Below are 13,904 nucleotides of genomic sequence, written 5' to 3' on the forward strand. Positions count from 1 at the left end.
GTGAAGGCGTCAAGGCCTGCCGCGAGCTGACCGTCTGGACTCGTGGATGCCCGGCTGGCTCGACGGGGAGGGCGGCGCCTGCCTGCTCGACGAGAACCCGACGCCTACCGGGTGCTGCCGGCGGTCAGGCGTTCTCGTTAAGAGAGGTCGGGGAGGTTGACGACCTCGGCCAGCCTGATCATCGTCTCGAACCGGGCGATCTGCGCGTCGTCCGGTGGCGGCGGCGTCTCGCCGTCCCTGGCGGGCATCGCGTAGTCGGCGATGACCTGCTCGGGCCCAGCCGGGGTGAACATGAACAGCATCCTCGCCGCATGCTTGCGCTTGTTCAGGAAGCAGTGGCGGATGCCCCCTGGAACGTGAATGAAGTCACCCGCGACGGCGGTGAACCGGTGGTCCCCGTCCAGGAACTCCAGCTCGCCGTCGAGCATGTAGAAGGACTCGTCCCTCGGGTGGGCGTGCGGCTGCGGTCCCCCGCCCGCCGGGACGGTGGCCTCGATGAGGCCCAGACCGCCGTTCGTCTGCGCTCCCGTCGCCTTGATCGTGTAGACGTCGCCGACCGTCCACACGGTCGGGCCTTGCCCGGAAGGTACGTGGAGCGCGCCACGAGTGGTGTATCGAGGGTCGTCGGAAGGCTGTAAGGGAAGGCTCACGCCAAGCTCCTTGTTGTGGTGCTGAAGGTGGTTTGGGGGGCCAGGACTAGGCTGCCGACCTCCCGAGACGCCCGCAAGAATGCAGTTTTTTGTGCGTTAGTACCTAGAAGGGAAGCGATATGGCGGAAATCGCCGAGCCGGCAGCGGAGGTGGAGTCCTCCTGCGACGAGGTCCGGAGCATCCTGTCGCGGGTGGGCGAGAAGTGGGCGCCCCAAGTGATGTCCGAGCTCCACTCCGGGCCGCGGCGCTTCAACGAGCTGCTCCGACTGGTGGCGCCTATCACTCCCCGCATGTTGACCGTCACCCTTCGCGGCCTGGAGTCCGATGGGCTGATCACCCGGACCGTGCACCCCACCGTCCCGCCCCAGGTCGAGTACGGCCTCACTCGAGCAGGGCGGAAGCTGTTCGGCATCGTCAGCGCTGTCGTGGGCTGGACCGACGAGAACCTCGCAGCAGTCCACGCCGCCCGCGCGGCGTACAAGACCACCAACGGCTGACCCTCCAGCGACTGGCGGCCGGTCGGCGGTCGGCTGGAGGTGGCAACACCCTCGGGGGGAATTGATGGGACAACTCGACGGCAAGACCGCGGTGGTGACCGGCGGCTCGACGGGGATCGGTCTAGCCGGTGCCCGCCGCTTCGCCGAGGAGGGGGCCCACGTCTACCTCACCGGCCGGCGGCAGGAGGTGCTCGACGCCGCCGTCGCGTCCATCGGACGGAAGGCGACCGGTGTCCGCGGCGACGTCGCCGTGCCGGCCGACCTGGACCGCCTCTACGAGCGGATCGCCGCGGACGGCCGCCGAGTGGACGTGCTGTACGCGAACGCCGGACTGGGCGCGGTCGCGACGCTCGCGCAGGTCACGGAGGAGCACCTCGACCTCCTGCTCGGCGTGAATGTGAAGGGCACCGTCTTCACCGTCCAGAAGGCACTGCCACTACTGAACGACCACGCCTCGATCATCCTGTCGGCCTCGATCTGGACGGTCGAGGGCCCCGAGGGCTTCGGCGTTTATTCGGCCACGAAGGCCGCGGTGCGGTCCTTCGCCCGCACCTGGGCCAACGAGCTCAAAGGCCGGGGCATCCGGGTCAACGCCATCAGCCCAGGGACGATCGACACGCCCGAGCTCAACAGGAACATCGACGTCGGCACGGAGCAGGGCAGGCAACTGAAGGAGTTCCTGGTCTCCCGGATCCCGCTCGGCCGGATCGGCCAGCCGGAGGACGTCGCGGACGTGGCCCTCTTCTTCGCTTCCGACCAGAGCCGTTTCGTCACCGGTACGGAACTCTTCGTGGACGGCGGCACCGTGCAGGTCTGACGCTCACGCGGTCAGGGGCTGTCCTGGCGATCATGAGAGGAGCCAGATGACGAGTGCCAAGCGCGCGTTTTACGCGTTCGGGTCCCAGTCTGCGAGCTGCTCCATCGGCTCGGTGTCGCCGGTGGTCTCCAGGCCGTCGAGCGGGACGCGCTCGTAGAAGTAGAGGACCAGTTCACTCGCTGCGCCTCGCATCGCCATGTCGCCCGGCTCCGCGTCGGCGGCGAGGTCGTCGCAGCGGACGCCGTCGGCGTTGAGGGTCAGGCGCCAGGAGCGGCCCTCGGTCGTGTGCAGGTCGATGGTCGCCGGCTTGAACGGCCACGGGACGGTCGTCGCCGCGACGGTCGTCAGGAACTCGTCGACGCCCTCGACCGCGACGTCCGTCGGAAGCGGCTGTGCGGCCCCCTGGGTGAGCTGGGCGTCGTAGGTGTGGACGGCGATCTCCTGGATCTGGTGCCGGGCCACGGCTCCGCTGGTCTCCGGGGCCTGCGAGCGGCCCCACCAGGTCCAGCAGCCGCGGTCCGGGCCGGCCTCGCGCATCGCGTCGAGCATGAGCTCGGTCGACTCGGCGAGCCAGGCGTCCAGGGCTTCGCGGTCGCGGGGCGCGGTCGGGGCGCCCTTCGGGTCCGTCCTCGCCGGGGGCTCAGCGCCCGGGCCCGCCGCGACGATGGCGGCCTGGCGGCGGCGGCCGTCACCGAGGTGCTGCGCCAGTTCGCGCAGCGTCCAGTCGGGGCAGGTCGGGACCTGGACGTCAAGGTCGGGGGCGGACGCGATCGCAGCGCGGAACGCGGCCGAGCGGTCTTCGATCAGCCGCAGGACCTCGGGGAACTCCAAGATGTTTTGCACGGCGGTTGTGTATCACAGCGTTCCGGCCGCCGGGTAGCGAATTTGTCGGACGAACGCGTGGACGGCCGGGCGGAGCGCCGGCGCCGAAGCCGTCCTGAAACTCCGCGCACTGCTCGCCAACGGCGACTTCGACCGCTACTGGACCTACCATCTGGGCCAAGAGCACCAGCGCAACCACCAGGCCCGCTACCAACTCGCTGCTTGACCTACGAAGTCGCTCCCAGCAATCCGCACCCCTGGCCGATGTCAGCGGCCTGAGTAGTGTGCGGCCCGGCGGCGCCAGCGCCAGAGGAGTGAAACGAGAGCTAGGCGAGCAGTCCCCACCGCTTCCATGACGGCACGCCCACGTCCCGCTCCAGCGTCTTGTCCAACTGCTCGAGACAGTCCCGCGCGTACGCGAACGGCCCGCCGGGCAGCAGCGTCATCTGCTGGAGGGCGGCCAGGTCGTGACGGTCGATTTCCTCAACGATGCACAACCTCAACTCGGTGATGTCCAGGCGCCGGTTGACGTCCTCGGCCGAGTTGCGCCAGTCCAGCAAGGCGCGCAGGAGTTCCGCGTCCCGTGGCCCGCTGAAGACCCCCGAGATGAATGTGGTGTCGACGGCGCCGAGCATCAGCCGGGGGTAGATGAGGCTTTCACCCTGCCTGTCGGGAAGGAAGCGGGGGTCGGCGAGCACCTCCCGGTTCTTGTCGAGCTCCCGGCACAGGGCTGCGACAGTCTGGCGCCGCTGCTCGGCGGTGGCGGCCCACCGGTCTGCCGGGATGCCAGAGATGGCGGCGAGCAGCGCAAGTGTGGTGCTGACCCCCTCCCACGCCCCCCACGAGGTGATGGTGCCCACGATGGCCACCACCAGCGCCCCACCCAACGATGCGAAGGTGATGAATCGGATGGCCAGGCGCAACATCGGGACCTAGCCGGTTCTCATGGGGGGAACGGTCTGCGGCCCCCACACCTTGCCCAGCTTCGAAGGTTGCTGCCCCTGCGGCTCATACTTGAGCACCATGAGGGCGAGGCCGAAGCCGGCGTGCTCGGCACCCGGCAGGTCGTCGCTCCGGCGGGCGGTCGCCTCCACGCTCAGCTCGGACAGCCCCGCCACCGAGAAATGCCTGCGCAGCCCGTCCAGCGAGTACTTCCGCCCGAGGAGGACACGGATACCTTCCTGAGCGGCGTAGGGGATGGTCTCGCCGTTGGGCAACATCATCGGGATCGTCTGGCCGCTCTTGTTGAGGTAGCGGCCCTCGACCCGCACGGCGTGCTCCTCCTCGATGCTCCCCGTGAACTCCAGCCAGTTCGTGTCGATGGACAGATTGGTGTACATCCCGAGAGCCGCTGTCGCGAACTCCTTGTAGCTACGGCTGACGTCTCGCTCCCGCGCCGCCTCCGCGGCCGCGGCGGCGTCGAGCCGTTCGGTCGTGCCCACCTCCACGGCCAGCCGGTCCTGCGGGCGGAGCAGCGCGGTCAACGTGCGGGTGAACTCGAGATCCCGGTCCATGTTGCCCAAGGTGTTGCCCAGCAGACTGAACAGGATCGGCTCGTGGTCCACCAGGCTGTCGAGAAGTTCACGAAGCGCCCGGATGCTCTGGCCACCCTCGAAATCGAGCTCAATCGGGAGGACCCTCCCCGGCATCCGATGCGTCGCCTCAGAGGTGCCCAGGCGCAGCATGTGAGAGCTGATGTCGATGCCGATGTAGAAGCGGTCTGAGCCCTCGAGTCCCAGACGATCGATCACGTGACGGTCCTTGTTGCCGTCGCCGACACCCAGGCTCACGTAGTGGTACGGGGTGTCTTCGTCCAGGGCCGCCTGGCCGAGGTCCCAGAGCCGGGCGAACGACTCGTTGCTGTCGTACGCCACGGGATAGGACGGATCACTGGCGCTCTGCAGCCACGTGATGGTCGGCCGCAGCCCGATGTACCGATGCCTGTTCTCGATCTTCTTGCCGCCTGTGGTGCCCTTGAGGCCTAGAACGAGGTCGGCGAGGAACTTGCGCGGATCCTCGCCTTCCAGGTTCAACGACCACCATCGGTCCTGCCGCTTCCTCTCAGCGAGAGTTCGCTCAAGACGCACAAGAAGGCCTTCTGCCAATCCGTCACACTCCCCTTGGAATGGAGTACGCCGAAGCGAACCCGGAAACCAACCTGGAATTTCGAGAGAGGTTGGAAATATCTACAATCTATATTTTGCGCCAGCGCGTGCGTCATGTCGATCTTTAAAACCAAGAGGTTCGCCCGCGCGGTGAAAACCTCCCCAAGCGATCATCCGCTGGGCCGCTGTCGCCGGCCCTGTCCCCCGGATCACCCGCGGCGAACCGGCCCGCCGTCAGACGCGACGGATGTTCACCCTGGACCTGATCAACAGCCTCTTGACGCCCTCTTCGCGGTAAACGCGTAAAAATCGATGCCGCCGGCGTAGTGATCGCGTCTGAAACCCTTGCCCACCGGCCGCCACGCGCTTACATAGCTGATGCCCGGTCGGCAGATGAGCGCCAAATGGCCATAAGGAGCGAACGATGGAGCGGATCCGGACCTCGGCGCCGAGATGCGGCGCGGCCGGGTACCCCCTTCGTCGCGGCCTCCGCCCGCCCGACCGCGATCGAGTCGACCACAACTGAGCCGACCGTGATCAAGCAGCCGTGAGCGGATCGACTGCCGGACCCGCTGCCGTCCTGGACTGACCGCCGCGGTCCGGTCCGGCGATGCATGGTTCGACGGGCGCTCCGGCCACGCCGGTTCCCTGCTTCATTCCCTCCACCCTGAGGCCTCGATGAGTTCGTTCGACGCTGGTTTGATCTTCGTTCTTTCGCTGTTCGCCGCGCTGGCCGTGGCTTATCGCTACCTCGGTGACTACGTGTTCCGAGTCGTCACCGGTACCCGGCACTCGCGTGTCGAGCGTGGGGTCTACCGGCTGTTCGGTGCCGACCCCGCCCGCGAACAGTCGTGGGTCCAGTACGCGGGTAGCCTGCTGGCCTTCTCAGGGATCTCAATCCTCTTCCTGTACGCGTTCCTGCGGTTGCAGGGCAAGCTTGGCTGGCTTTCGAACGGGCTGCCCGGCGTACCCGATCATCTCGCCTGGAACGTGGCGGTCAGCTTCGTCACCAATGCCAACTGGCAGGCGTACTCGGGTGAGTCGACCATGGGACACCTGGTGCAGATGACCGGGTTCGGCGTACAGCAGTTCGCCTCCGCCGGGGTCGGCATCGCCGTGGCGGTCGTCCTCGTCCGGGGCTTCGCCCGCAGCCAGACCGACCGGCTGGGCAACTTCTGGGTCGACCTGACCCGGATCATCCTGCGGATTCTGCTGCCGTTCAGCGTCCTCATCGCCATCGTGCTGATCGTGGGCGGCGTGGTGCAGAACCTCTCCGCGGGCGCGGAAGTCTCGACGTTGACCGGCGGGTCGCAGACGATAACCGGCGGGCCGGTAGCCAGCTGGGAGGCCATCAAGCTGCTGGGTACGAACGGCGGCGGTTTCTACAACGTCAACAGCGCCCACCCGTTCGAGAACCCGAGCGGCTGGACCAACTGGCTGGAGCTGTTCCTACTGCTGTGTATCCCGGTCAGCCTGGTACGGGTGTACGGCCGGATGGTCGGGCAGAACCGGCAGGGATACGCGATCCTGGCCGTGTTCGCGATCCTGGTGCTCGCCAGCGGCACCCTCCTCAACATCTTCGAGTCGGCCGGTCATGGCACGGTGCCGCAGGCGGTGGGTGCGGCACTGGAGGGCAAGGATGTCCGGTTCGGTGTCCAGCAGTCGGCCATCTTCGCCGCGTTGAACACGGTGGGGTCAGGTGGCGTGGCCATCTCAAGTCACGACTCGTACACCGCGTTGGGCGGAGGGCTCCTGATGTTGAACATCATGCTCGGCGGGCTCGGCATCGGCGCTGTCGGCACCGGCCTGTACGGCTATCTGATTTTCGCCATGACGACGGCCAAGCTGGCCGGCCTGATGGTCGGCCGGACCCCGGAGTTCCTGGGCAAGAAGGTCAGCGTTCGAGAAATGAAGCTGGTGTCGCTGTATACGCTGGTGCCCCCGGTACTGACGTTGACGGGTACGGCGGCGGCGTTCATGACCGGCCACAACTCCACCGCGCTCAACGTCGGCCCGCACGGCCTGTCCGAGGTGCTCTACGCGTTCACCTCGGCGAGCACCGCCAACGGCTCGTCGTTTGCCGGCATCGCTGTGAACACGCCCTGGTGGAACGTCGCGTTGGGCCTGATCATCTTGTTCGGCCGGTTCCTAGCGATCATCGTCGTGCTGGCACTCGCGGGCACCCTCGCGCGCAGGCAGACGATCCCGGTCTCGGCCGGCACGCTACCGACGGACACGCCGTTGTTCGTGGGGATGGTCGTCGCCGTCACGGTGATCCTGACATCCCTGACCTACCTGCCCGCCCTGGCTCTCGGCCCTCTCGCGGAAGCACTGTGAGGCTCGGTCGTCAACACATCGCCGTTGAACAGTGCAGGCTGAATTCAGCACATCCTGAATTCAGCCTGCGGCCCTGTAATGCCGAACTACTCGCTCAGCCCTTCGAGAAGCTTCTGCCGCTGCGGTTCGCTCAGAGTGTCGATCCGCTGGTTCTCGGCGATGCCGCCGGCTGTGAGCACGGCGCTGATCTGTTCTGACGTGTGACGAGGCAGAACTCGGACGATGCGCCCGATCCCGGTGCCCTTGGTGACCTCGTCGTCGCGGCGGAACACGTCGGCCAGGCTGAGTCGCCCTGATCGGACCGCGGCGCGAAGTTGCGCCTGCGTGAGAGCGGCGGTCTTGAAAGGCGAAGGAGTCGGATTCCGCGTTGGTGTCGTAGGCCGCGGGGTCGGGTGAGGTGAGGGGCTGGCGGAAACCTTTGTCGTTTGACCGACTGAGGTCGATGTGGCCTCTGCCGGTTCTTCTTCGTTGAAGGTGTGAGCAGTGGCGAGCAGCACCCCGGCGGTTGTGGCGGCGGTGGCGGCGATGGCGATCTGGCGGGTGGACAGGCGCCCGTTGCGTTGTTTGCTGGCCGCGAGTTTCATGCCGACGATCGCGGTGCGAAGGAGGACGCCCATCACCATGCTCAACAGGATGGGGACCATCTGAGGCGGGAGCGGGCTGAGGGTGGCGGTCGCGACGCCGACGGCGGGACTGGCGCAGGAGACGACGAGCCAGGGCGTTAGGCGTTGCCGGGCGATGTCGAGCAGCGCGGCCAGGGCGAGCCCTTCACTGGCGGAGTGAACGGTGAGGGCGATGACGACAACGATCGAGGCGGTCAGTGCCAGGGTTGCGCCCTCGATGGCGCGGTGCATGGTCAATGCCGCCGCGGTCCCCATTCCGCCGTACACGGCGGCGCCGACGCCTTGTTTGACTCGCCGGTGGATGCCGGGCGCGTGCGAACCGTAGCGGGACGGTTCGTCGTCGGGGCAGGCGCAGCCCCTACGGGTGAAGTAGGTGATGACGAGGAATCCGAACGCGGCCGCCAGCGCCGGCTCCCACAAGGGGACACCGGTCTCTCCGGCTTCGGCGTACGCGTCGGGCAGCAGGTCGACGAGGGCCGTGACGATCATCATGGCCGAGGCGATCGCCAGCCACAGGGTCATCCGTTGGCTGTTGCGCCGCGCGAGCCATGCGCCGGCGAGCGTGGAGGCGCAGACGAGCAGCACTGCCGCCCAGGCCTCCTGTCGGGCGGGTTGTCCTTCCAGCACCGGCTCCATGGCCTGTGCCCATGCGGATAGGGGCATTGATGAGCACCTCTGGTCGATCTGTCCGCCAAGGCTCGGCGGCGCGGATGGGATCCCGGGGCCGGTATTGAAGGCGTGGTCATCCACGTGTGTCGGTCAGTCGTGGAGCCTCAGGTCGCGGGGCGCGGGGCGGCTTCGCCTGCCGCGGGGTTGCCGTGGAACTGCGGCGTCGGGGATTCGCCGTGGTGGTGGAGCTGGTCGAGCAGGTTCCGCATCTGGGTGATTTGACCGTCGAGCGTCTGCTTCATATGGGAGTCGAAGTCGACGATGAAGGCGTGCAGTGTCTGTATCCGCCGACCCAGCGCTTCCTTGTGGGTCTCGTGGGTGCTTGCGCGGTGGAGTGCCGCACCTGTTTTCAGCACGTCGTGTTGCAACTGTTCGGCTCGGGCACGCGCTTGGCTGAGGATGGTGTTCGCTTCCTGATGGGCCTTGGCGACGGTCCGTGCGGCGGTTTCGTGGGCGAGCTCGATGATGCGGGTCGCGCTGTCACCCGATGGGATCGGCTGCGGAGCCTCATCAGTTCGAAGCGAGCGTCCCCGTAGTTCCTGGTTCTGTTGAAGGATCGTGGTCAGGGCGGTCTCCACGAGGCCCAGGAACGCGTCCACTTCGGCCAGGTCGTAGCCTTCGCGAAGGCGCACCACGGTGAAGACCTGGTTGCGCACGGCCACCGGGTTCAGCAGTCCGTCCGGGCCTTGTGGGTCAAGGGCCCGTGCAGTCGATTCGTTCGATGCGGCATCCGCCGAATGGCCGTGCCCGTGTCCGTGGTCTTCACCCATGAGAGTTCACCGATCCTTTCGATGGGATGAGAGCACCGGCGCGCGAATCTCGCGTTATGCCGGTACGGTCGAATGCTGAGTGCTATTTCTACGCTTATCGTCGCTCGGCGATAATTCCTTGTCCCCCTGAGGGCGGACCCGTTTCCGAGGCACGTGAATCTCGGAAACGGGCCGCGCTCCCGGAGGTCGGCTATTTCTCGTTGCCGGCCTGACCCGCTATCCGGAGTTGATTCTTGGCGGTTCGGGTGCGTGCCGGCTAGTCGTCAGCGTGGCAGTGCCCGTGGTCGTCGTGGTGGTCTCCCTGGTGCTCGTGGCCGTGATCGGCGTGAGTATCCGCCTGGCCGGCGTCGGTGCAGGGGGCGTCGATACACGACGAATGTGCGTGCTCGCCATGGTTTTCTGGATCCATTGGAACCTCCATTTCAGATGTGGGTTCGCAGTTGCGCTTTGCGTGTCCCGATCACCGAGCAGGAAATGCGGAGAACCGCTGACCGTGCCGGCCGCTTGCGCGTGATGGGCGGCATATTCGCGCTCGCGCCGGAACAGAGTTGATTGGATCCGCGGCTGCGCGGCGCCACTATTCGGGATCGGTTGGTTGTGGCGAGAATCGGTCACAGTGGGTGTGGCCTCGTATCGCCGCGGAGGGTTGCGATCCGTTAGGTGGCTCCGCCCTCGATGTGGCGGGAGGCCGGGGGCGGGGTGTGGTGCGAACCGTGAGGGAATCTGGCTGATCGCCGCTATCCGGCGACCTTGTGCAGGTAGTAGGCCGACGCCCAGCCGGAGCGAGCGTTGGAGGACTTGACGGCGATCCAGCCTCGGCTGGACGTGCATCCTCCTGCGAACCGTCCGTCGGACACTCGAAGTGCCCCGATCCGCCGCGCGCCGACCCCTGGCGCCGTGCGCACGTTCAGATAGCTGCTTCGCCGGACGTTGGCGACCTGGTAGGTGCACGCCAGGGAGGGACGCGTGGTGGTGGTGCGATGTGTCGGGGTGCTCCTTCGCAGGTAGTGGGCGTAGGCCCAGCCGGAGCGACCGTTGGAGGATCTGACGGCGATCCAGCCTCGGGTGGACGCGCACCCGCCGGTGAGCCGTCCGCCCGACGCCCGCAGGGTCCCGACCGGCCGCGAATTGAGAGCGGGTGCCGTCCGGACGTTGACGTAGCCGCCCGGTTTGACGTTCGTGAGCTGGTAGGTGCATGCCGGGGCCGGGTGGACGGACGCGGAGGTCGCCTGGGCAGGGGTGGCGATGACCGTGAGCCATCCTGCGGCGGCGCAGACGGCCAGCGCGGGGGTCACCCGCTTGGTGATGTTCACGATGTCTCCCTTCTGTTCGCATCGCTTTGCCTGGGGTGGCCAGTGTGGTGGTCGAAGTCAGGGGACCCGACCTGCGATGCTCACCATGTGTAGTTCTACGATTACCCTACGCTTACACATATGAGCAATCGTTCAATCGTTTCTTTTACCTGCCGACGGGGGGTGTAGCGATAACCATGTGCAATTGAGTGTTCACCGAACGTCTTGACATGGGGCACGCTCACCATATGCTTGTACATGTGAATAGTCGTTCAAATGTCGTGTCGATCGCCGCGGATGCGTGCTCGGTATCCGTCACGGACGCCGATCGGGTGGCCGCCGTGCAGCGGGCGCTGCCGTCCGAGGAGTGCGTGCAGAACCTGGCCCACGTCTTCGGGTTGCTCGCCGACCCCGGGCGGCTTCGCCTCATCTCCGCCCTGCTGGAGGGTGGTGAGATGTGCGTGTGCGACCTGGCCGCGGCGACCGGGCAGAGCATGTCTGCCGCCTCGCACGCGTTGCGACTGCTCCGCGCCGACCGAGTGGTGAAGGTCCGCCGGGCCGGGCGGATGGCCTACTACCGGCTGGCCGACTCGCATGTGCGGATGTTGTTCGACCTGGCCATCACCCATGTCGGACACGAGGACGGGGAACACGGCGATGGCTGACCGGGCTGTTCACGCCAGACCGGGCGACGCGGAACACGTGGGTTCGGAAAGGGATCGTGCCCATGGGCATGGGCATGGGCACGGTGTCAGTGCGGAGGCGGACCGGCGCCACCTGTCCGGTGCTCTCGCGCTGATTGTGGGGTTCATGGCCGTTGAGGTGGTCATCGGCTTCATCGCCCAGTCGCTCGCGCTGATCTCCGATGCGGGTCACATGCTGACCGACGCCATCGCGATCGTCTTCGCCCTGATCGCCATGAGGATCGCAGCCCGGCCTCCTCGTGGGGGCTTCACCTACGGCCTCAAGCGCGCTGAGATCATCTCCGCGCAGATCAACGGAATCACGCTACTGCTGCTCAGCGCTTATTTCGTCTACGAAGGCATCCGGCGGCTGATCGTCCCACCCGAGGTCGAAGGTCTGTACGTGGTCGTCACGGGATTGGCGGGCATCGCCGTCAACCTCGCCGCGACCTGGCTGCTCAACAAGGCCAACCGGTCGAGCCTCAACGTCGAAGGCGCCTTCCAGCACATCCTCAACGACCTGTACGCCTTCATCGCCACCACCGCGGCCGGCGCCGTCGTATGGCTCACCGACTGGGGCAGGGCCGACGCCCTCGCCGCCCTCGTCGTCGCGGCGCTGATGCTCAAGGCCGGCTGGGCTCTCGTCCGCGACTCAGGCCGCGTGTTCATGGAAGCCGCGCCCGCCGGCATGAACCCCGCCGAGATCGGCCGCAGGACCGCCACCATCGATCAGGTCACCGAGGTGCACGACCTGCACATCTGGGAGGTCACCTCCGGCTACGCGGCCATGTCCGCCCACATCCTGGTCGAGCCGCGAGCCGACTGCCACCGAGTGCGGCAAGCGGCCGAGCGGCTCGTGCACGACGAATACGGCATCAGCCACACGACCCTCCAGGTCGACCACGCCGCTGCCGGACGGCCCGCCGACGACCGTACCGAGCGCCATTGCGCTGATCCCCACGGTCCGATTCACACAGCACAGGCTCCGCGTTGACGCATCACCCACGATGGCGCGAACCAGTCGACCCGACATAGCCGCGGTCAGGCTTCGGCGGTGTGCCAGCGGACACCGGTGAGCTGCTGCGAGCGCTCCCACAGGCGACGGCCGAGTTCTGGATCTTGGGCTGCTGCCGACAACTGCACGAGTTCGGGATGTCCAGACCGTCCGCCCCGACCGTCAGGTCCGATGTAGGAGCCGCCGGCGAGATCGGGCTCGGTCGCCGCGAAAAGCTGGGGCAGAGCTCCCATCTCCGGACTCTGCGCCAAGAGCTTGCCGGAAACGCGCATGGCGATCCCCGTGATCCCGGTGCCTTTGCTCTGCATCGGCGTGTTGCTGTAGCCCGGGTGCGCGAGAATGCTGGTGATCGGCGACGATGACGACTGCTCGCGCCGGGCGAGTTCCACAGCGAAGACCGCGTTGGCCAGCTTCGATGCCGAGTAGGCAGCGATAGGCGTGTACTTCCGCGACCACGCGACGTCGTCCAGATCAAGTTCGCCCTTCTCGTGCAGGTACGACGTCACGGTGACCACCCGCGGCGCCGGCGACCGGCGCAGCGCCGGTGCCAGCAACGCCGTGAGCGCGAAGTGGCCAAGGTGATTCGCGGCGAGATGGTGCTCTGCGCCCTGCGCGGTCACGGAGTGCCCGACCATGGAGATGCCCGCGTTGTTGACCAGAACGTCGACGGACTCCTCCTCGCCGATTTCCTCCGCGGCCCGGCGGATCGAGTCCGAATTCAGCAGATCGACCTGACGCACCTCTACCTCAACCCCGGGATTCGCCCTACGCAGCGAGGACGCCACCTCTTCTCCCCGTGCCGCGTCACGAACGGCGAGCAGTACCCGACCGCCGTGCGCCGCGAGCTCGCGCGCCGTCACCAGACCGAGACCGCTGGTCGCACCCGTCACGACGAAGGTACGGCCCTTCTGTTCGGCCATTCGGTCCACGGTCCATCCGCCACCGCCCGGCTTGCTTGCGTTCGTTCTGGAACACGTCGGCATCTCTTGATCTCACATTCTTGTTGACGCGGTCTTGATCAACCCGCTTCGGCAGATCTGGGAACGCGGAAAAGCTAAACCTTTCCATTAATGTGAAGGTCAAGCGGCCGACGGCGCGGTCGCCCACAGGTGCGACGGCGAGGCGCACCGTCCGCACGAATGCCGAGTTGAGGAGAGCGAATTGAAGATCGGAGACCTGGCCGCGAAGACGGGTGTCGCGCCGCGGCTGCTTCGTTACTACGAAGAGGTCGGCATCCTGCACCCGTTCCGGAGCGGCAACGGATACCGCACTTACGGCGAGCCTGCTATCGACCGTGTACTGCAGATTCGCGAACTTCTCGAAGCCGGCTTCACGACGGAGATGATCCGCGAGGTCCTGCCCTGTCTCGAGGCCGCGAAAGAAGAAACGAAGGCCCCGGAATGCCCGGCGGTAAAGGATCTGGACGGACTGCGACGTCAACTCAGCAGCATCGAACGACGCATCGACGTGCTACAACGCAACAAGCACGCGATCGAGACATATCTGCGCGCCTGGGAGGACGCCACGGCTACAGCAGCCGATGGAGTCCCAGTCCCGGTTGCGGAGTGACAGCGGCGACATGCCGAAATGCCCGCAGGACGTCGCCGTACGGGCAGTTGGCCGT

14 protein-coding genes are annotated in these 13,904 nt (G+C 66.7%); 6 read left to right on the forward strand and 8 right to left on the reverse strand.

What is annotated here, in order from left to right:
• Nucleotides 1-137 precede the first annotated feature (137 nt).
• On the reverse strand, nt 138-650 hold the full coding sequence (locus Pph01_RS04560; protein WP_204071639.1) for a cupin domain-containing protein: 513 nt from the start codon (nt 648-650) through the stop codon (nt 138-140).
• Between the two features lie 119 nt (nt 651-769).
• Between Pph01_RS04560 and Pph01_RS04565 the strand changes: the two genes are divergently transcribed.
• The gene (locus Pph01_RS04565; RefSeq protein WP_204071640.1) at nt 770-1,147 is read left to right on the forward strand and encodes a winged helix-turn-helix transcriptional regulator; all 378 of its coding nucleotides are present in this window, start codon (nt 770-772) and stop codon (nt 1,145-1,147) included.
• Between the two features lie 64 nt (nt 1,148-1,211).
• Entirely contained in the window at nt 1,212-1,964 is a 753-nt protein-coding gene (locus tag Pph01_RS04570; protein WP_204071641.1) for an SDR family NAD(P)-dependent oxidoreductase, read from the forward strand.
• A 69-nt stretch (nt 1,965-2,033) separates the two neighbouring features.
• Here the strand turns inward: Pph01_RS04570 and Pph01_RS04575 are convergent, their stop codons facing one another.
• From Pph01_RS04575 to Pph01_RS04585, 3 genes are all read right to left on the reverse strand, one after another.
• Nucleotides 2,034-2,807, reverse strand: coding sequence for a maleylpyruvate isomerase family mycothiol-dependent enzyme (locus Pph01_RS04575; RefSeq protein WP_204071642.1), 774 nt, complete (start codon nt 2,805-2,807; stop codon nt 2,034-2,036).
• A 305-nt stretch (nt 2,808-3,112) separates the two neighbouring features.
• Nucleotides 3,113-3,673 (reverse strand): hypothetical protein, encoded by a 561-nt coding sequence (locus Pph01_RS04580; RefSeq protein WP_204071643.1) that lies wholly within the window; start codon nt 3,671-3,673, stop codon nt 3,113-3,115.
• Nucleotides 3,674-3,718: 45 nt separating this feature from the next.
• Nucleotides 3,719-4,819, reverse strand: coding sequence for an L-histidine N(alpha)-methyltransferase (locus tag Pph01_RS04585; protein ID WP_204071644.1), 1,101 nt, complete (start codon nt 4,817-4,819; stop codon nt 3,719-3,721).
• Nucleotides 4,820-5,569: 750 nt separating this feature from the next.
• On the opposite strand from Pph01_RS04585, the gene kdpA reads away from it, so the two are divergent.
• Nucleotides 5,570-7,228: a potassium-transporting ATPase subunit KdpA gene (gene kdpA / locus Pph01_RS04590; protein ID WP_204071645.1), complete on the forward strand. Its 1,659-nt coding sequence runs from the start codon at nt 5,570-5,572 to the stop codon at nt 7,226-7,228.
• Between the two features lie 86 nt (nt 7,229-7,314).
• Here the strand turns inward: kdpA and Pph01_RS04595 are convergent, their stop codons facing one another.
• The 3 genes from Pph01_RS04595 to Pph01_RS04605 form a co-directional block, all read right to left on the reverse strand.
• Nucleotides 7,315-8,601: a hypothetical protein gene (locus Pph01_RS04595; protein WP_204071646.1), complete on the reverse strand. Its 1,287-nt coding sequence runs from the start codon at nt 8,599-8,601 to the stop codon at nt 7,315-7,317.
• 23 nt (nt 8,602-8,624) lie between these two features.
• Entirely contained in the window at nt 8,625-9,290 is a 666-nt protein-coding gene (locus Pph01_RS04600) for a DivIVA domain-containing protein (RefSeq protein WP_204071647.1), read from the reverse strand.
• A 737-nt stretch (nt 9,291-10,027) separates the two neighbouring features.
• The gene (locus Pph01_RS04605; protein WP_204071648.1) at nt 10,028-10,603 is read right to left on the reverse strand and encodes an SH3 domain-containing protein; all 576 of its coding nucleotides are present in this window, start codon (nt 10,601-10,603) and stop codon (nt 10,028-10,030) included.
• 239 nt (nt 10,604-10,842) lie between these two features.
• Here Pph01_RS04605 and Pph01_RS04610 point away from each other — a divergent pair, with 239 nt between their 5' ends.
• Nucleotides 10,843-11,247: an ArsR/SmtB family transcription factor gene (locus Pph01_RS04610; RefSeq protein WP_308441871.1), complete on the forward strand. Its 405-nt coding sequence runs from the start codon at nt 10,843-10,845 to the stop codon at nt 11,245-11,247.
• A gap of 37 nt (nt 11,248-11,284) precedes the next feature.
• Nucleotides 11,285-12,259: a cation diffusion facilitator family transporter gene (locus Pph01_RS04615; protein WP_275412799.1), complete on the forward strand. Its 975-nt coding sequence runs from the start codon at nt 11,285-11,287 to the stop codon at nt 12,257-12,259.
• Nucleotides 12,260-12,306: 47 nt separating this feature from the next.
• Here the strand turns inward: Pph01_RS04615 and Pph01_RS04620 are convergent, their stop codons facing one another.
• On the reverse strand, nt 12,307-13,263 hold the full coding sequence (locus Pph01_RS04620; RefSeq protein WP_275412794.1) for an oxidoreductase: 957 nt from the start codon (nt 13,261-13,263) through the stop codon (nt 12,307-12,309).
• A 178-nt stretch (nt 13,264-13,441) separates the two neighbouring features.
• On the opposite strand from Pph01_RS04620, the gene Pph01_RS04625 reads away from it, so the two are divergent.
• Complete coding sequence (locus tag Pph01_RS04625) at nt 13,442-13,849, forward strand: MerR family transcriptional regulator (RefSeq protein ID WP_204071652.1); 408 nt, start codon at nt 13,442-13,444, stop codon at nt 13,847-13,849.
• Nucleotides 13,850-13,904: the final 55 nt, after the last annotated feature.

The organism is Planotetraspora phitsanulokensis (assembly GCF_016863295.1).
Taxonomy (GTDB): domain Bacteria; phylum Actinomycetota; class Actinomycetes; order Streptosporangiales; family Streptosporangiaceae; genus Planotetraspora; species Planotetraspora phitsanulokensis.